The organism is Lysinibacillus sp. FSL M8-0134 (assembly GCF_038069745.1).
In the GTDB taxonomy this organism is placed as follows: Bacteria; Bacillota; Bacilli; order Bacillales_A; family Planococcaceae; genus Lysinibacillus; species Lysinibacillus irui.
Genome location: NZ_JBBPAJ010000001.1, coordinates 686,683 through 705,018, shown reverse-complemented (window position 1 = coordinate 705,018; position 18,336 = coordinate 686,683). Strand labels below are relative to the sequence as shown.

23 protein-coding genes are annotated in these 18,336 nt (G+C 37.3%); 9 read left to right on the top strand and 14 right to left on the bottom strand.

What is annotated here, in order from left to right:
• On the top strand, positions 1-1,812 hold the full coding sequence (locus MKY49_RS03490; protein ID WP_341385629.1) for an ABC transporter substrate-binding protein: 1,812 nt from the start codon (positions 1-3) through the stop codon (positions 1,810-1,812).
• A 70-nt stretch (positions 1,813-1,882) separates the two neighbouring features.
• On the opposite strand, the gene MKY49_RS03485 is transcribed toward MKY49_RS03490, so the two are convergent.
• Positions 1,883-2,464: a phosphatidylglycerophosphatase A family protein gene (locus MKY49_RS03485; RefSeq protein WP_274795714.1), complete on the bottom strand. Its 582-nt coding sequence runs from the start codon at positions 2,462-2,464 to the stop codon at positions 1,883-1,885.
• A 112-nt stretch (positions 2,465-2,576) separates the two neighbouring features.
• Between MKY49_RS03485 and MKY49_RS03480 the strand changes: the two genes are divergently transcribed.
• The 3 genes from MKY49_RS03480 (at position 2,577) to MKY49_RS03470 (ending at position 4,327) form a co-directional block, all read left to right on the top strand.
• Positions 2,577-3,296, top strand: coding sequence for an alpha/beta hydrolase (locus tag MKY49_RS03480; protein ID WP_274795713.1), 720 nt, complete (start codon positions 2,577-2,579; stop codon positions 3,294-3,296).
• Between the two features lie 83 nt (positions 3,297-3,379).
• Positions 3,380-3,895, top strand: coding sequence for a YjcG family protein (locus tag MKY49_RS03475; protein WP_274795712.1), 516 nt, complete (start codon positions 3,380-3,382; stop codon positions 3,893-3,895).
• 3 nt (positions 3,896-3,898) lie between these two features.
• Entirely contained in the window at positions 3,899-4,327 is a 429-nt protein-coding gene (locus MKY49_RS03470) for a GNAT family N-acetyltransferase (RefSeq protein WP_274795711.1), read from the top strand.
• Positions 4,328-4,517: 190 nt separating this feature from the next.
• Here MKY49_RS03470 and MKY49_RS03465 read toward each other — a convergent pair whose 3' ends face one another.
• The 6 genes from MKY49_RS03465 to MKY49_RS03440 all read right to left on the bottom strand — a co-directional run bounded on the left by MKY49_RS03465 (position 4,518) and on the right by MKY49_RS03440 (position 7,372).
• A complete protein-coding gene (locus tag MKY49_RS03465) occupies positions 4,518-4,766 on the bottom strand; it encodes a stage VI sporulation protein F (protein WP_274795710.1) in 249 nt (82 codons plus the stop codon).
• Between the two features lie 138 nt (positions 4,767-4,904).
• Positions 4,905-5,081, bottom strand: a complete 177-nt coding sequence (locus tag MKY49_RS03460; protein ID WP_274795709.1) for a YjcZ family sporulation protein — start codon at positions 5,079-5,081, stop codon at positions 4,905-4,907.
• A gap of 65 nt (positions 5,082-5,146) precedes the next feature.
• Complete coding sequence (gene spoVAE, locus MKY49_RS03455) at positions 5,147-5,506, bottom strand: stage V sporulation protein AE (RefSeq protein ID WP_274797271.1); 360 nt, start codon at positions 5,504-5,506, stop codon at positions 5,147-5,149.
• A gap of 16 nt (positions 5,507-5,522) precedes the next feature.
• Complete coding sequence (locus tag MKY49_RS03450) at positions 5,523-6,518, bottom strand: stage V sporulation protein AD (RefSeq protein WP_274795708.1); 996 nt, start codon at positions 6,516-6,518, stop codon at positions 5,523-5,525.
• Positions 6,512-6,967: a stage V sporulation protein AC gene (gene spoVAC / locus MKY49_RS03445; RefSeq protein WP_274795707.1), complete on the bottom strand. Its 456-nt coding sequence runs from the start codon at positions 6,965-6,967 to the stop codon at positions 6,512-6,514. Before spoVAC ends, MKY49_RS03450 begins: the two co-directional genes overlap by 7 nt.
• Positions 6,968-7,372: a YhcN/YlaJ family sporulation lipoprotein gene (locus MKY49_RS03440; protein WP_274795706.1), complete on the bottom strand. Its 405-nt coding sequence runs from the start codon at positions 7,370-7,372 to the stop codon at positions 6,968-6,970.
• A gap of 133 nt (positions 7,373-7,505) precedes the next feature.
• On the opposite strand from MKY49_RS03440, the gene MKY49_RS03435 reads away from it, so the two are divergent.
• Positions 7,506-8,030 carry a CotY/CotZ family spore coat protein gene (locus tag MKY49_RS03435; protein ID WP_008174263.1) on the top strand — a complete coding sequence of 175 codons (525 nt, stop codon included), beginning with the start codon at positions 7,506-7,508 and terminating at the stop codon, positions 8,028-8,030.
• Between the two features lie 63 nt (positions 8,031-8,093).
• Here MKY49_RS03435 and MKY49_RS03430 read toward each other — a convergent pair whose 3' ends face one another.
• The 6 genes from MKY49_RS03430 to MKY49_RS03405 all read right to left on the bottom strand — a co-directional run bounded on the left by MKY49_RS03430 (position 8,094) and on the right by MKY49_RS03405 (position 13,036).
• Complete coding sequence (locus tag MKY49_RS03430; protein ID WP_312504825.1) at positions 8,094-8,495, bottom strand: hypothetical protein; 402 nt, start codon at positions 8,493-8,495, stop codon at positions 8,094-8,096.
• Positions 8,496-8,548: 53 nt separating this feature from the next.
• On the bottom strand, positions 8,549-9,925 hold the full coding sequence (gene mgtE / locus MKY49_RS03425; protein ID WP_312504826.1) for a magnesium transporter: 1,377 nt from the start codon (positions 9,923-9,925) through the stop codon (positions 8,549-8,551).
• A gap of 300 nt (positions 9,926-10,225) precedes the next feature.
• Positions 10,226-11,134 carry an RluA family pseudouridine synthase gene (locus MKY49_RS03420; protein ID WP_312505135.1) on the bottom strand — a complete coding sequence of 303 codons (909 nt, stop codon included), beginning with the start codon at positions 11,132-11,134 and terminating at the stop codon, positions 10,226-10,228.
• A gap of 1 nt (position 11,135) precedes the next feature.
• Positions 11,136-11,930, bottom strand: coding sequence for an NAD kinase (locus tag MKY49_RS03415; protein WP_274795702.1), 795 nt, complete (start codon positions 11,928-11,930; stop codon positions 11,136-11,138).
• Positions 11,927-12,598, bottom strand: coding sequence for a GTP pyrophosphokinase (locus MKY49_RS03410; protein WP_341385627.1), 672 nt, complete (start codon positions 12,596-12,598; stop codon positions 11,927-11,929). The genes MKY49_RS03415 and MKY49_RS03410 overlap by 4 nt, the downstream gene beginning before the upstream one ends.
• A 54-nt stretch (positions 12,599-12,652) precedes the next feature.
• Positions 12,653-13,036: a UPF0738 family protein gene (locus MKY49_RS03405; RefSeq protein ID WP_274795700.1), complete on the bottom strand. Its 384-nt coding sequence runs from the start codon at positions 13,034-13,036 to the stop codon at positions 12,653-12,655.
• Positions 13,037-13,162: 126 nt separating this feature from the next.
• Between MKY49_RS03405 and MKY49_RS03400 the strand changes: the two genes are divergently transcribed.
• The 4 genes from MKY49_RS03400 to MKY49_RS03385 all read left to right on the top strand — a co-directional run bounded on the left by MKY49_RS03400 (position 13,163) and on the right by MKY49_RS03385 (position 16,083).
• Complete coding sequence (locus MKY49_RS03400) at positions 13,163-13,750, top strand: CYTH domain-containing protein (RefSeq protein WP_274795699.1); 588 nt, start codon at positions 13,163-13,165, stop codon at positions 13,748-13,750.
• A 32-nt stretch (positions 13,751-13,782) separates the two neighbouring features.
• Positions 13,783-14,565, top strand: a complete 783-nt coding sequence (locus MKY49_RS03395; protein ID WP_274795698.1) for a lytic transglycosylase domain-containing protein — start codon at positions 13,783-13,785, stop codon at positions 14,563-14,565.
• Positions 14,566-14,873: 308 nt separating this feature from the next.
• Positions 14,874-15,281: a globin domain-containing protein gene (locus MKY49_RS03390; RefSeq protein ID WP_012292959.1), complete on the top strand. Its 408-nt coding sequence runs from the start codon at positions 14,874-14,876 to the stop codon at positions 15,279-15,281.
• Entirely contained in the window at positions 15,274-16,083 is an 810-nt protein-coding gene (locus MKY49_RS03385) for a DsbA family protein (RefSeq protein WP_274795697.1), read from the top strand. Before MKY49_RS03390 ends, MKY49_RS03385 begins: the two co-directional genes overlap by 8 nt.
• 399 nt (positions 16,084-16,482) lie before the next feature.
• On the opposite strand, the gene pepF is transcribed toward MKY49_RS03385, so the two are convergent.
• Positions 16,483-18,300 (bottom strand): oligoendopeptidase F, encoded by a 1,818-nt coding sequence (pepF, locus tag MKY49_RS03380; protein ID WP_341385626.1) that lies wholly within the window; start codon positions 18,298-18,300, stop codon positions 16,483-16,485.
• Between the last annotated feature and the right edge of the window lie 36 nt (positions 18,301-18,336).

The following is an 18,336-nucleotide window of genomic DNA, read 5'->3' as shown; positions in this document are numbered from 1 at the left end:
ATGAAGAAATTACTTGTATTTTTATTCGTTGCAGTACTAGCTTTAGCTGGCTGCGTACAAACAAAAACTGACGTAGAAGGCAGTAAAGATTCAAAAGATAGTGACAAGAGCAATGGCAAGGTTGCTATTGAAGTATTAGGAATGGCAGCCTCTGAAGAAGATATGAATATTGTCCGCGACCAATTAGTTAAAAATGGCTTTGATGTGAAACTAAATATTCAACCAGACTACGGCTCATTCTCAGCTCAAAAAGAAGCTGGGAACTATGATCTGGCACTCTCAAGCTGGACGACAGTTACAGGGAACCCTGACTATGCTGTTCGTGGTTTATTTAAAACTGGTGGGGATTACAGTGTTGTAGCCGACTCCAAATTAGATGCTTTAATCGATGAAGCGAGCACTTTAACAGGCGAGGAAGCAGCAGCTAAATATAAAGATTTAGAGCAATTATTAGTTTTCGATCAAGCTTATATTGCACCTTTATATATTTCCAATAAGTATCAAGGTATTTACTCTGAACTAGTAAATCCTAAAACGGTTCATTTACCAAAATCTCGTGCACAAGTATGGGAACAAATCGAATTTAATGATGCATCTAAAAATGCGACAGAACCTTTAATTTTACACCAAACAATTAATTCTCTAACTTCACTTGATCCAATTAAAGGGAATGATGGTTCCATCAACACATTAAATACAAATATGTATGTTCGTTTAGTTAACTTAACAGACTCTGATGAAGTTGTTTCAGATGGTTCATTATCGTATAACCATGTAATGGCTGAAGGTAATCAAGAATATTACTTTATTTTACGCGATGATATTAATTTTGCAGCTGTCAAGGAAGGTGCAGCAGTTGATACGGGCGAATTAGTGTCGGCTGAAGATGTGGTCTTCTCATTAAACCGTGCAAAAGATGCAAACTCAGTACCAGATCATCGTACTTATAGCATTCACGAAAACATTGAAACAGTTGAAATCGTTTCTAATTTAACTGAATTACAAAATAAAAAGGTAGCAGGCTCTGAGCAATCCGTTTTAGAAGCATTATCTCAAAACTTACCTGCTTCTGTTGCCCAGTTAGCAAAGGATAAAGGGGCTGTAAATAACGCGGCAGGTGCATATCAAGTTGTCAAAATTACAACACCAACACCATTCCCTCAAGTGTTAAATTATTTAGCACACCAATCTGGTGGTATTGTATCTGAAAAACAAGTAACAAGTATTAATACGTACGATGTGGCTAGCTACGACCCTGACAAAGACATTGCCTATGGTGATCAAGCTACTGTCACGGAAGGTTCAGCAACATTCAACAACCAGCTATATGCAAGTGGACCATATATTTTAGTAAAGAAAAACGATTATGAAGCACAATTTGTGAAAAACCCTGCTTACCGTGCTGGCAGTGAATATGAGCCAAAAATTGCTAAAATCAATGTCCGTTTTATTTCTGATGTTGATAGTGCTCTATCTGCATTACGCAATGGTGAAATTCATGTTCTTCAAACAGTACCAGAAACAAAACTGGATATAGTTAAATCAGATGCTAAATTAACATTAAATACAGCAGATAGTAATGCAGTAGCTTACTTACAAATGAATACTTCTGGACGTGCAGTTTCTGATTCAGCAGATTTACGTAAAGCGATTCTATACTCCATTAACCAAGATGAATTCATTAGCTATTACCAAGGCAATAAAAAACCAGCTGTATCTACAGTTTCTCCATTAATTGATACTGGCTTGAAACTTGAAGCGGATAGTGAAAAAGTAAAAGAATTTGTAAAAGCGTATAACGATAAAAAGTAAGTCAATATCGCATACTAAAGGAGCCTTCTCAAAATGTGAGAAGGCTCCTTTTATTATAGAAGAAACTCTTTTATATTTCGTTATGTGATTTTGGTTTTGGACCTAGCTCTTCCGGCTCGATATCAGCAAATGTTTCGCCCTCTTCTTCTAAGTCACGCATACGGTGCGCAATTCGAGAAGCCGCTGATGCTGCTATACTGCCAACTAAATCATCTAAAAATGTATTAACGTGATGTCCAGGTTCTGTATCGAGTTTTTTGATAATCCCTACTTTTTGCTTGTCTAAATGGCCGAAAGTGGTAACTGCAATGCTGCCATATGTAAAAACGGATCCTAGGGCAATTGTTTCGTCTACACCAAATAACCCTTCATCTGATTCTATAATTTGTTGTAGTGGTGAAGATAATAATTTCTTTTCTGCTAGTTCATCTAATTCAATTCCTACTAGTAAAGCATGTTGCACTTCTCGTTTACGTAATACACGCTCAACAGAATGAACACAATGCTCCAATGTTAAACCTTCATTATAGGTTTTTTGCATTTCGTAAACAATTTGTGCGATATCCTCTATCGCTACACCTCTACGAATTAACGCGGCTTGAGCTGCCTTCGCTACTTCGTCAGAGTGCACACGTATACTTTTATTATGCATAATTAACCCTCATTTCGATTTTATTGCTAGTATAACGCTAGCCCAACCTATTATACCTTTACTTTCGTAATATGGTACAATTTTGTTACAAACATAAGAAGGAGTGTCATCATTGGATAAGGGAACAGTACAGGATTTAACATTTTATAGTGAAGCATTACAGGAAGAATTACAGCTCTATATTTATGTTCCTGCAAATTATTCTCCACTTTATAAATACAATATTTTAATCGCATCAGATGGTAAAGATTATTTCCAACTTGGCGGCATTACAAAGCTAGCTGATGAACTGATTGATGACTATGAAATCGAAAATTTAATTATAGCTTTTGTTCCTTACAAAGATATTAAAGATCGACGTCATAAATATATTCCAAGCGGTGTGCAACACGAAGCCTATCTACGCTTTTTAGCGCATGAGCTAGTACCCTATTTAGACAGTGAATATGCTACTTACCAGATGGGTATGAGTCGTGGTGTAATTGGTGATTCTATGGCCGCTACGGCTTCCTTAATGGCTGCCCTAAAATACCCAAGTATCTTCGGCAAAGTCATACTACAATCACCATATGTGGACGAAGATGTATTAAAGGCTGTAGAAAATTTTAAAGATCCAGGCTCTATTTCTATCTACCATATCGTAGGTAAAGGTGAAGATCAGGTTGTAACAATGGATAAAACGATCAAAGACTTTTTAACACCTAATCGTCAATTGCATGAGCTAATGATTCGGAAAGGGTTTACTACATTTTATGATGAGTTCGACGGCAATCATACATGGAAATACTGGAAACCAGACCTTCGCCGTGCATTAATTGAAAATTTCAATTAATATTGGGTGATTAAAATTACGAAAACTGAAATTTCTGTTATACTTAAATAGAAAAATTGTTTATTTTCGGGAGGTTATGGACTATGAAGTACGGTATTGTGGCATTTCCATCAAAAAAATTGCAAGATTTAGCGAACACTTATCGCAAACGATATGATCCACACTATGCGAAGATTACACCGCATATAACGTTAAAGGATAGCTTCGATGCGTCTGAAGAAGAGATTCAAACCATCGTCAAGCAATTAGATGAACTTGCTGCTAAATATGCACCATTAAACATTCATGCATCTCGCATAAGTTCGTTTTTCCCTACAACCAATGCAATTTACTTCCGCATTGAACCAACTGAACAATTAGCAGCATTCCAACATGCTCTGCAAGAGAAAATCCCTTATGGGGAAACGAAACATGTATTTGTTCCTCATATTACAATCGCTCAAAAAATGTCAGACTCCGAGCATGACGACATCTTCGGACAATTACGCATGACTGGCGTTGATGAAAAGGATACAATTGATCGCATTCATCTTTTATACCAATTAGAAGATGGTTCATGGACAACATACGAAACATTCCGTTTGTCTGGAGCTGAGTGATGATTGTATAACGTTAAAATTGTTGAAACAAAGCACGAATACGATGATGCCTTCGCTATTCGTAAAAAAGTTTTTGTTGAGGAGCAGGGTGTTCCGCTTCATCTAGAATGTGATGCAGAGGATGCAACAGCAACACATTTCATTATGTATAATCATGATGAACCAGTCGGAGCAGCACGTTTACGTAGTATTGACAATACTACAGCTAAAATTGAACGTGTTTGTATTTTACAATCTCAGCGCGGCAAAAAATTAGGAGCATTAATTATGAATGAAATGGAGAAACATGCCATTTCCATTAATAAAAAAACTTTAAAGCTTCATGCCCAAAGCTATGCGATTCCCTTCTACGAAAAGCTTGGCTATACGGTAACCTCTCCTGAATTTATGGATGCAGGCATTCCACATCGTGCAATGGAGAAATTAATTTAATCAATCTCTCTGTTACAATCGGCCAGAGGTGCCATCCTGCTTTTTTTAGTACCTAGCAAGTTGAAATGGTGTTACGATATGCACTTTTGCATTTATCGTAACACCATTTTTTATAAAGAGACGAATTCGCTTGCCACCATTTATCTACTCTATCGTAACAAGCTGCTTTGCCAAGTAGATATGCCATGCGCTACTTCATCATTCTAGTGATTTTATCGAAATCTAGTGATCCACCATCTTGAATAATAGATTGCACTAATTTATCTTCTAACTCTTGAGTAATGGATCTATTAGATATTTTAGCAACACGTCGTACAATTTTTCTTACTTGCTTTTCATTGGTAAAATCCGCATGTTGAATGGCATTGGCTAATGCGAAAATTTCATCCATCGATACACCTGTTTTTTGCTCAATCGAATTAAAAAACGAGCGATGCATGTTTTCCCTCCTATCATTAAACACAAATTGACCTTGCATCTTGCACGAAACATTTCACAAATGGTGGAGGCCTTAACTTTATTTAGTTTTAAGCTCCCACTAAATAAAAGTTAAAGCCTTAACTATATGTTTATCAAATTAGATATAAGTAGCGCCAACAATAATTAATAGAATAAATAGGACAACAATTAGAACGAATGTAGAACCATAGCCATAGTTGTTGCCTCCGCCTCCAGAGTAACCCCCACAATAGCTATTATTCCAGCCACCAACATTATTTCCATACGGTTGTGAGCACCAGCCTTGATATCCCATAAAAGCACCCCTCCCTTCTACAACCTATAATATGTTTCGGTTGTAAAAATGGGAGGGGTATTCGTCTAGTCAATATTTCCTTTTGGTTTAAAAATTAATGCACCAATAAAGCCAAAAACAATAGCTGCGCTGATTCCCGAGCTTGTTACTTCAAACATTCCTGTTAATACACCCACCAGTCCATGTTTTTCTGCCTCAGCTAATGCCCCATGTGTTAAAGAATTACCAAAGGAAGTAATAGGCACTGTCGCACCTGCACCAGCAAAATTGATCAATGGCTCATATAGGCCCATACCATCTAATATGGCCCCAACAACAACTAATGTGCTGAGTGTATGCCCTGGGGTTAATTTGCCAACATCCATTAATAATTGGCCAATGACGCAAATAATGCCTCCAACAATAAATGCAAATACAAATGTCATTACCATAGTTTTTGCCTCATTTCATCGTAATTTCTATCGCATGTGCTGTACAGGGGATGGTTTCACCTTGCTGATACGATAATGGAGATAATAACGCTCCTGTTGCGACAAGTAATACTCGCTTATAGCTGCCTGCACGCAATTGTTGAATAACATAACTAAAAAAAACAGCTGCTGAACAGCCTGCCCCACTTGCACCAGATTGGAATGCCTCATCTTGTCCATAAAATTCGGCACCTGCATCACGTAATAACGTTAGCTCTTCATTCTTCACACCGTTTTCAACAAGCATTCCCTTCAATAGTTTTAAACCAAGCTGACCCAAATCACCGGTTAAAATTAAATCATAATGATAAATTTTTTGGTTTCTTTGCTGTAGGTGAGATTGAATAGTTTGGAAGGCAGCTGGTGCCATTGCTGCGCCCATATGAAAAGGATCATCCATACCATAGTCTACTGATTTTCCAATCGTTGCTGCTTCTATTGTAGGATACTCCTCACGATGCTTACCGATGAGCGCATAGCCAGCAGCTGTTACAGTCCATTGAGCAGTTTTTGGCTTTTGTGCACCATAATTGATAGGATAGCGGAATTGACGTTCAATTGAATTATGCTGACTAGAGGCACCCGCTAGTGAAAAATTAGCAGCTCCCATCTCTGTTAACAGACACGCAATAATCACTGAAGATACGGATGTGGCACAGGCAGAAAACAATCCAATAAAAGGGATTTCTAAATCTCTTGCTGCAAAATTGGTTGGCGTCATTTGATTGACCAAATCTCCACCCATGAAATAATCGATTTCTCCTTTTTGTACACCAATCTTCTTCATAGCAAATTCACAGGCCTCTTCGATCATTTTGCGATGACCTTGTTCATTGGTTTTCATATCCCAGCGTTCATCATCATAGACGGAGTCGAAATACTGACTAAAAATACTCCGGTTCTCTAAAGGACCAGCTACAACACCACCAGCTAATAGAGATGGCTTCGATTGAAAAACGATTACCATGAAACCACTCCTATCGTCACAAGGATATATTTAATGAGGGCTACGAAAAAAGCAGATACTACCCCAAATAATACGACTGACCCTGCTAATTTAAATAAATTTCCGCCTACTCCTAGGACGAGCCCTTCTGATCGATGTTCGATAGCTGCCGAGATAACGGCATTACCAAAGCCCGTGACAGGTACAGCCGTTCCAGCCCCAGCAAATTGACCAATTTTTTTATAAAGGCCAAGACCTGTTAAAATCATGGCAAAAAACACCATTGTTGCAACAGTTGGATTTCCTGCTGTCGCTTCTGTAAAATTGAAGAAAATAATATAAAAAAGGGACACAGCTTGACCAATTACACATATAAAACCACCAACAAAGAATGCCTTTGCTACATTCTTTAAATAGGGAGGCTTTGGCGTAACATTTTGCTCTAACTGTTGATATTGCTCTTTTTCCATTTAGGTCTCCTCCTTTGCAAGCTCCTTAAGTTCTGTAATTTTATCGCTCAATTTATTATCTTCAATCTGATCCTTTTTTATTTTATTGGCTTCATAAAAAATTTTATAATCAGCTGAGACAAACACCTCTTTGTTTGGATATTTCTCATCAAACTTCTTTTGTAGCTTTTTCTCTAACTTAGTCTTTTTCCACTTTTCCCATGGTTTAATTTGTACTGCAACAAGCATACTATCGTCATATTGGATAACTGTTGAACGATCGACATAGTCTTCCTCTTTAATAAGGGCTTCGACTTCACTTTCATTTTGTAGTGATCCATAGACAATAAATTTTTCTTTTTCAGCACAACCATTTAATAGTGATAAAACGACTAAAAGAGGTAACGACATTCTTAGTAGCCTCAAGTTTTACCCTCCTTTTCTTTACAGTTTCTCCACACATAAAAAAACTATTCATACGAAGATATATACGAAAGCCCGAGTCCAATTTTCAAAAGTACATATTGTAGAAGTAGTAACGAGGAAAGGAGGTGACAATATGGGTTGTGGTAAGCCAACAAATCCTATTGGACCAATCCATTCAGCAGGCTGCGTTTGTGACGTAGTTCGCGCTATTTTAGATATTCAAAATCAAGCGGTGCGAGATGAGTGTTCTCCATGTACAGCTAACTGTTTCTTAGAACCACTAGGCGGGATTGTTAGTCCTGCACGCTCACAAGCAGATACACGTGTATTCATGTTAATTACAAAAGATGGTACTCCTTTCAAAGCATTCTTTAATTCACCAACAGCAGATCCTTGTATCTGTACATCCGTATTCTTCCGCGTAGAAGATATGTTTGATGAGTGCTGTGCGACTTTACGTGTTTTAGAGCCATTATGTACATTTGACTCTAGTGAAAGTACAGTAGACTTATTAAGTCGTGACGGCTGTTGCGTAAACATGAAGAAAATCTGTAAAGTAGATGACTGGAACTCAACAGATAGCTGTATTACTGTAGATTTATCTTGCTTCTGCGCTGTACAATGTATCGCTGATGTTGACTTAGGGATTTGTGACTAATTCTTTCACCTTTGACACACACACATAAAAAAAGTGTACAGCATCCTCTGCTGTACACTTTTTTTATAATGTTGGCAACTTTCTTCCACGCCAAAGTATTTGTTGTATATCTTCAAAATAAATGATTTCCTGTGATTTTAATTCTAATGACGTCAGCATTAAAGAATCACTCTGTACATCTGAAGCAGTACCAGTTAATTTTCTACCATCCTTTAAACAAACTAATAATGGCTGGTAGGCTCTCTGACGAAATGGCTTTTCTAAAAATTGGAGTTGTTTCAGTAAATACGGATCAATTTGTACATCTTCTACTACATCTTCTTTTTCTTCAACTGTTTCCTCTTCGAAAATGTGATCCTTTACATATACAGATGTACTTTCATCCAAATCAAGTTCATGTAACACCTTAGAAATATTTAAAAAATATGATGGTGATTTTATAAACAAGCGTGGTTCTCGATCCACTTTACTCACTTCCCTTTTTTCCATACAATATGCGGAAGTAAGCAAATTGGTTCTTAGCCTATTTGACTTAAGAAAACTGTCGCTAGCCCTAAGTAAATCAAAATACTTGTAATATCATTTAAAGTTGTAATAAACGGCCCTGATGCTACCGCTGGATCTATTTTCAAACGATGCATTAACAACGGTATAAATGAGCCTGCTAATGTCGCTACTAAAATGGATCCACAAAGGGCTGCTCCTACTAGCATTCCTAGAACGAGTTCATGTTTCCAAAAATAAACGATACCAATAACAATTAATCCACAAACAATACCAGACATTAAGCCTGTACCCGCTTCACGAAGTAGTAACTTAAATTTACTATGTTCCTCCACGTCTCCTGTGGCAATACCTCGGATCGCTACAGCTAATGCTTGTGTTCCACTATTTCCGGAAGTCCCTGAAATTAGCGGAATAAAGACAGCTAATAAAGCTACTTTATCTAAAGTATCCTCAAATTGGCCCATTAAATTGGCCGTAAGCATACCTAAAAACAGTAGTACCACTAACCAAGGCAGACGTTTTCTAGCTGCTTGGAATGGAGTTACATCAAACTTATCCATATCCGAAATACCGGCTAATTTTGAGTAATCCTCCGACGCTTCTTCATCAATAACATCAATAATATCATCAACTGTGATAATACCAAGAAGTTCACCTTTATCGTCAATAACCGGTGTTGCTAAGAAATTATAATCCTTCATAATTTGTGCAACCTCTTCTTGGTCATCACCTACATGTACCATGACAACACGTTCGTTCATAATGGAACGAATAAGTGTATCCTCATCAGCAATGATTAAATCACGTAATGAGATAACACCTGTCAAACGGTGTTCTTCATCTACTACAAAAATATAATAAACAGTTTCTGCATCTGGTGCCTCTTTACGTAAAATGGCCATCGCTGAACGTACGGTTGAATTTTCTGGTATAGCGACATATTCAGTGGTCATGATAGAACCAGCTGTATATTCATCATAGCTTAGTAGCTCATTAATTTCTTCAGCCGTTTCCTCATCCATCATTTCTAAATAACTTTCGCGTTGGGCCATATCCAGTTCATTCAAGACATCAGCCGCATCATCAGCATACATATGAGAAAGCATTTCTGCACCATATGAAGGATCCATTTCAGCAAGATATGCTTTATACTCATCATCTTCGATATCGATTGCCTCAAAAATATCAGCCATTTCCGTCGGAGACAAGAACGAATAGATAATCTTCCTTATATCAGGTTCCACCTTTTCGTAAAACGTTGCCTGATCATATGGATGAAGTTCTAAAAACTCATCACGGAATGCGTCAATATTATGTGCTTCGAGCATTTCTCGTAGATGTGCCTCATCAAATTGCACATCATCCTTTTCATTTCTTTCCTCTATCATGCTTGTCCCCTCCTTCCGAGCTTTCAATCATTTTACGGGCAATGCCGTAAATCTACCTTCTATATAATAGAGGGTATTATACCCTTTCTGCAAACCCTTTTTTATATCTTTTCAATGCGTATTTTCATGAACTTCCTTGAAATTGGATATTGCCCCTAAAAAAGTGAAGATTTCTATATTACTATACCTTATATTTGTCATTTATTTATGAAAAAGATGTAAAGAAAATCTCTCCATCCTAATTCTATAGCAAAAATGAAGGAGATGCCCGTTGTGCGAACATCTCCTTATGTCATTAATTTAAGCGGAAGATTCATTTAGCAATCTTTGCATATCTTCAGTGAGCAAACTTGAGAACTTTAATGTTTGATTTGTTAAAGGATGCTCCATATCTAAAGACACACAATGCAATGCTTGGCGGCCAATATATTGGCGATTTCCTCCATAAAGTTCATCTCCAATAAGTGGATATCCTAAATAAGACATATGAACACGAATTTGATGCGTACGTCCTGTATGGAGTCGAAGCTTTATATGTGTCATTGGTTCATTATTAAAATAAAACCTTTTTAACACCGTTACATCAGTATGTGCATATTGCCCATCTTGACGTACCTCTCGCTCAATAATACTGGTTTCTTTGCGTCCAATAGGGGCCACAATTGATTGGACATCTTGTACAACATGTCCATGCACAATGGCTTCATATTGTCTTGAAATTTGACCATGACGTTGAGCAAGCCCCGTTAAATGATGAATATGTGCATGCTTGGCAATACAGAGTAAGCCTGATGTATCTCGGTCTAACCTTGTGACAATATGAGCAGTGGAAGCTAATCCTTGTTGCTGAAAATAACCACAAACTACATTTGCAATGCTATTGGTTGGATGCTCTCGTGAGGGTATCGTACTTTGATGAGCTGGTTTATCAAGGACGAGGATTGCGTCATCCTCATATACGATGGTCAAATCACCATTTTCAATAGCAAGCCCGTCACTTCTTTCCTCAGGGGGAAAGGTCACTTCCACACAATCACCAATATCAAGAACATGTCTTACATTACGTTCAACACCATTCACAGTCAACAAGCCGCCATCAAATTTAATGGCGGTTAAAGCTCGCTTAGAAATACGCCATTCTTGAAGAGCTTCTCGTAATAATTGGCCCTTTTTGTTAGCAATAAAGCGTAGTTTAAATCTTGTATCCATCTTACTCATTCGCGACGAAGGACTCATGCACACGTTCCCAAAATGGGAAGGGGCGGAAACGAGCAAAGCGTACTCTTTCATTTGCTACATTAAATACAATGGCCTTCACATCACCTTGTGTAATTTGTAAATGATCAACGGTCATATTAAAATTCTGATCATTTACTGGACGTAAGACACAATGATGATGCGCTGGTAAAATTAATGGTGAACCAACAGTCCGAAACACACGATTATTAATCGACGCAATTTCTGTGATCTGCAGTGCCGCTAACGTAGGATGGATAATCGCCCCACCGAGCGCTTTATTATAAGCTGTACTACCAGAAGGAGTTGACACACAAAGACCATCTCCACGGAAACGCTCAAACTGATTACCGTTGAGTTCGACATCCATAACAAGTGTTACATCTGGCGATTTGACCGTTGCTTCATTTAAAGCAAGATACGTGTTGGATTCAGCATTATGATGCTCTACCTTTACTTCTAGCAGTGGATACTCTACAACATTAAAGTCTTTTTTAGCAATGGACAAAACTAACTTTTCTAACTCTGATGGCTTCCAATCCGCATAAAACCCTAAATGACCCGTATGAATACCTACAAAGGCTACTTGATCTAATAAATGAGAATATCGATGAAAGGCATGCAACAGCGTACCGTCTCCTCCAATAGAAACTACGATTTCTGGTGTTTCCTCATCATATGTTAAGCCAAAGTCCTGTAAATAGGTTTTAGCTAGCTCCATTAGCTCATTGGATTGTGCATCTCTACGTGATTGTATCGAAAACTTCATTGTGCGTCACGCTCCTTCTCCGATAGTAAATTAGGATTCGATGCCTCTTTGTATTCACTAAAGTAAGCCTGTGCCTCTTGAATTTCACTACGAATTGATGACATTTCCTCATCCAATCGAAATGCTGCCTCGGCTGCACTTTGCAGGCGGTTTTTAATTTCCTCTGGGAACATGCCCTTATATTTATAATTTAAAGAATGCTCAATAGATGCCCAGAAATTCATGGCCAGTGTTCGTATTTGAATTTCAGCTAATACTACTTTTTTCCCTTGAATCGTTTCAACCGGGTATTCAACAATCATATGATAAGAGCGATACCCACTTGGTTTATTATGTGTAATATAATCACGTTCTTCTACTACACGCATATCTTTCCTCTGACGAATAAGCTCTGTTACCGTTGCAATATCATCAACGAATTGACACATAATACGAAGGCCAGCAATATCGCCAAGTTCATCACCAAGTTGTTTAGAAGGTTCAAAAGCTAATCCTTTTTCTAACGTTTTATCATATATACTTGCTAAGGGCTTTACACGTCCAGTTACAAATTCAATTGGAGAATTGGTATTCACAATTCCAAATTGAGAACGCATGCCCTTTAATTTTACTTTTAATTCGTCTACTGCTTGTTTATAAGGACTTAAAAATATTTCCCATTGTCCCATTGTAAAAACCTCCCGACATTCGGTCGAACATCACCGTCTGTTCGTTTTGTCTTTCTATTCAGCGAGAATTGTCTTGAAGTGTTGTTCCACCGCTTGGACAAATTCTGCCCCGTAATTGAAATTTCCTTCAATATTATACACGAGCATTTCCAATTCTTCGTAAAAATTTGTCAGTTCAATCGTTTCTTTCCCTATTCGTAGTATTGGATTTTTCTTTTTTTGTAAAATATGTACAAGATTCTCCCAACTACTCGGCGGAAAACGCAAGTAATGATAGTCTTCACCTGCATCAAGTAAATAAATAAATGCAAAGTCATCTGAATCTGCAATGAGTTGTCCAGCAGGTTTTAACTGTAAATTTACTTCATTGTCGTTTAAACTAAAATGAAGTTGATCTTGTTCAAAATTCGATGTTTCTATTGTATAAATTTTACGCACTGCGGTTCCCCTTTTCGTTGTACTCTTCCTCTTATTTTATCACACAGGGTAAATAGTTGCAGTGTGTAAATATTAATTCAAGCGAAACAACGAATGAAAAATAAAAAAATAAATAGGTGAATATAAATGACACAAGAGATTGAAATTGAATTTAAAAATCTATTAACAAAACAACAATATGAGCAGTTATTAGAAGACTTCCACATTAGTCAAAATGCTATTCATCGACAAACAAATCATTATTTTGACACACCAACTCAGGCTATTCGCAAACTACAGAGTGGACTGCGTATTAGACAAATTGGTGATTATTATGAATGTACCCTCAAAGAGAAAAATGCCGAGCACGCTCATCTTGAAACGACGGATGAACTTACAGCAGCACAAGCACAGCAAATGCTAGATGGCAAAGGGTTTTACGCCATAGAGGTAGCTAAAAGATTGGACTTCTATCAAATTCCTTTGGAACAATTACAGGTTTTTGGTTCTCTCACTACGGATCGTGTCGAAATTCCTTATAAAGAGGGACTTCTCGTTTTTGACCATTCTTACTATTTGCAGTGTGACGATTATGAGGTAGAATATGAAGCAAAAGATGCAATAAAAGGAAATACAATTTTCGACGAATTTTTACAACAATACGGAATTAAAAAACAAGCTACAGATAAAAAAATAGCGCGCTTTATGAAGGCCCTACAAGCACAAAATTCATAATAGTATAAATATAACGGAAGGTGACTAACTCCTTGGATATTCAATCACTAAAATCTTTACTAGAAATTCAAGCATTGCAAACACTTGGCGCTGCTGAAAATTCATCACCAAACAACCTGACTGACAATAATTCTATTTTTTCTGACATGATCAATGAGTTATTAGGAAATGCCTCGACTGCAAGCAATGCCAAATTATCTAGCTTGCTTGCAACAGGGACAGCTAATAATTCAGATTTCGTCAATCAGCTGGCAATGCTAGCAAATACGTCCGAATCAAGTCCATTGGAATCATTGCTTTACCAAGGCTCTAATGCTGTTTTTATCCCTGAATCCGTCAAACATGCATTAGCTAACACATCTACTAGTAAAAAGCTTGATTCCTATGTTTCCGATGATGTAATAGGCTCTACCGCTTATGCCAATTCACTAGCAGGAGCTAATCAGTATGCCGCTATTATTGAAAAAGCAGCTGCTACTTATCAAGTACCTGCAAAGCTTATTGCAGCTGTTATAAAACAAGAATCTAATTTTAATCCAACCGTAGTAAGCCATGCGGGAGCACAAGGCTTAATGCAATTAATGCCTACAACTGCTCAATATTTAGGCGTGACAAACGCTTTTGACCCAGAACAAAATATTATGGCTGGAGCGAAATATTTGCGTCAAATGCTAGATAAATTTAATAATGATCCTACACTTGCATTAGCTGCCTACAATGCTGGCGCATCACGTGTTACAAAATATGGAGGTATCCCTCCTTTCAAGGAAACACAGAATTATGTCAAAAAAGTGATGAATTACTTTACGGTGTAAACCGCATATTCCCTGTTCTCTATGCCTTTTCCAACAAATTTCACCCTCTGTGGTGAAATTTGTGCTTTTTTAGCGAACAACAATTCGAAAGAGCTCTTTGTTTGTGTTAACGAAAAGACGTTGATAGAATGAAGGTAGTCACAAGAAATTCACATTTTACTGATGACGAAGTATATCAATTTGCCTCGCTGATAAAACAAGCATTCATAGTCTTCTGTGCCTGACGCTTCGCATTAGGTACAAAAACATTTGTTGGATCAGAAAAAATGATACTTTACGATATAAAGAATTAAAGGAGCATATAACTTATGAGTCGAAAATACACTGTTCCTTATGAGGAGCTGGGAGCTGAAAAACTGGAAGAACTTATTCATGCGTTCTATAAAAGAGTTGCTCAGCATCCTGATCTTATTCCAATCTTTCCAAAGGATTTGACAGAGACAGCCCGTAAGCAAATTCAATTTCAAACACAGTATTTAGGTGGACCCAATCTTTTTACTGAAGAACATGGACATCCAATGATGCGTGCACGTCACATGAATTTTCCGATTACACCTGACCGCGCTCAAGCTTGGCTAGAGTGTATGTCAGAAGCAATGGATGAGGTAGGTTTGGAAGGGAAGTTCCGTGAAACTTATTATCAACGTTTAGTATTAACAGCTCATCACATGGTTAATACGCCTAATGACGATGAGGGGGAATTGTTACGTGAATAATATTCAAATGCTACAAGAGCCGACGCCAACGATTTCTACTGCTAATAAGCCAATTGAATTGTATATTTTCGTAGATCCACTTTGCCCTGAAGCTTTCAGTATGCAAGCGACTCTTCGTAAATTACAGCTTGAATACAACCATTATTTTACATGGCGCTATGTTTTAAGCACAGAGCTTACTTCATTAAACTGCTTAAGTAAGCGTGTCAAAGGTTGTATTTCAGGGATCGAACTTGATATTAATCACCCTGTGTTACCTTCTATTGCGATTAAAGCAGCTGAATTACAGGGAAAACGTGCAGGTGCACGCTATTTATCGAAACTACAAGAATATGTTTTATTAAGCCATCAAGATGTAAACTCCTATGCTACTCTTTTAAAAATTGCAGAGGATGTTCAGCTTGATATGAATGAGTTCACTGTAGACTTTGGCTCAAAGGAAGCAGCACGAGCCTTCCAATGCGATTTATATATTAAACGTGAAATGGAAGTTGACGAAGTGCCAAGCATCGTATTTTTCAATGAATGTATTGAAGATGAGGGGCTTAAAGTTAGTGGCAGCTATTCCTATGAAGTTTATGAACATATTTTACAAGAAATGCTGAGCGAACAACTTGTACGCCAGCCATTACCATCAATAGAGGACTTATTTTCTAAATTCCATACTCTTTCTACAAATGAAATAGCTTTTATCTATTCATTAACAGAGCAAGCAGCAGAGCGTGAACTAAAGAAACGCATGCTACAACAAAAACTTGAACGAATTCAGACAACTCACGCTACGTTATGGCGTCTTAAATAATACAATAAGCAACAAGGAAGGGACTCCACTAATTTATAATGGGGTCCCTGTTGCTTTTAATTACTCAAAAAACAAAGAAGCGCCTCTATCCTCGACCGATAGAGACGCTTCTTTTTCACAAAGGGGATGGGAGAAATGTTCACGTTCAAACAAAGGGGTGTATGTTTGTTTTGTGATTTATTTCACAAGAATTACTCTATCATGGAATAATATATTTAGCAATGAAACTAATAGTAGATTCACAAATTTGTCAAATAGAAAGCGATTACAAACAGTATTTATCCAACATGCACACTTTTAAACTGTTTATAAATCAAAAAAAATCATTATTCTTTTATTTCAAATTACAATGACAATAACTAAAAAAGGACTATAGGAATATTCCTACAGTCCTTTTAATTAATTATTTAACAATAATTTTTCCAATTCAGTTAAACGCTCTTCAAAAACCTTACATGCATCGTCAATTGGCTTAGCAACGTTCATATCTACACCTGCAGCCTTTAGTACTTCAATTGGGAAATCAGAGCATCCTGCTTTTAAGAAGTTATTAATATAACGTTCTACAGCTGGTTGACCCTCCTCTAAAATTTGTTTACTTAACGCTGTAGCGGCTGATTTACCCGTCGCATATTGATATACATAGTAATTATAGTAGAAGTGTGGAATACGTGCCCACTCTAAACCAATTTCCTCATCCACAACAATATCATCACCAAAGTACTTTTTGTTTAATTCATAATAAACTTCAGTTAAACGATCTGCCGTTAATGACTCACCATTTTTATCCATTTGGTGAATAAGATGTTCGAACTCCGCAAACATTGTTTGTCTGAATACCGTACTTCTAAAACCATCTAACCAATGATTTAGTAAGTATATCTTTTGTTGAGGATCATCAATTGTTTTCAGTAAATAGTCATTCAATAGCTCCTCATTACATGTAGAAGCAACCTCTGCCACAAAGATTGAATAGTCTCCATATACAAATGGCTGATTGTTTCGTGAATAATAACTATGAACACTATGGCCAAATTCATGTGCTAATGTAAATAGATTATTTACATTGTCTTGCCAATTCATTAAAATATACGGATTCGTACCATATGCACCTGATGAATAGGCTCCACTTCGTTTACCTTTATTCTCTAAAACATCTACCCAACGATTATCCAAGCCGTTTTGGACGATGCTTTGATATTCCTCACCTAATGGTGCTAATGCTTTCACTAAAATATCTTTCGCCTCATCATAAGTAACCTTCATTTCCACTTCTTTAACAAGAGGAGCAAATAAATCCCACATATGCAATTCATCCACACCTAATAACTTCTTACGCAATGAAATATAACGTTGCATTGCTGGTAAATGCTTATGAATCGTTTCAATTAACTGATCATAAACATTTTGTGGAATGAAATTATTAGACATCGCTGCATGGCGAGCAGAATCATAATGACGAATACGAGCGTTTACATTATGCTTCTTTACATTACCAGTTAATGTGGCTGAAAACGTATTTTTAAATTTACCATAAGTTTCGTACATGGCTTTAAACGCACCCTCACGTACAGAGCGATCCTTGCTCTCCAAAAACTTGATATAGTTACCATGTGTAAGCTGTACCTCTTCGCCCTCTTCATTTTTCACATGAGGGAAAACCATATCGGCATTATTTAACATGCCGAATGCATTGGAAGCTGTACCAGTAACCTCAGACATTTGAGCTAGCAATGCCTCTTGTTCAGCTGGTAGTACATGTGGACGTGCCATGGTAATTTCTTTTAAAGATTGCTTATATAATTGTAAATCTTGATTTTCTGCTAGGTAGCTTTCAATTGTTTCTTCACTTAAAGACAGAATCTCTGGTGTTAAAAACGCTAGGCCAGCTGAGATACTAGTTGCCAATGTTTGAATACGGCTATTCATATCTTGATAAAAGCCATTTGCCGTATCCTGATCGTAACGCATGTGAGCATATGTGTAGAGCTTCATGGCACGTCCATAAAGATGATCGTGATACTGTAAAGCCGCTAATAATGCCTCTGCTCCATTGTTTAAAGTACCTGCATAGCTAGATGCTTGTTTAGCAAGCTCTGCAACCTCCTTAAACTCCTCTTCCCAAGCTGCATCAGTTGCAAAGATGTCCTCTAAACGCCAAGTTAATTCTTCTGGTACTTCATTTCTTACCAAAACTTTATTACTATTACTAGCCAAGTATGCCAGCCCCCTTAATATGTGCTTTTTTCCTTT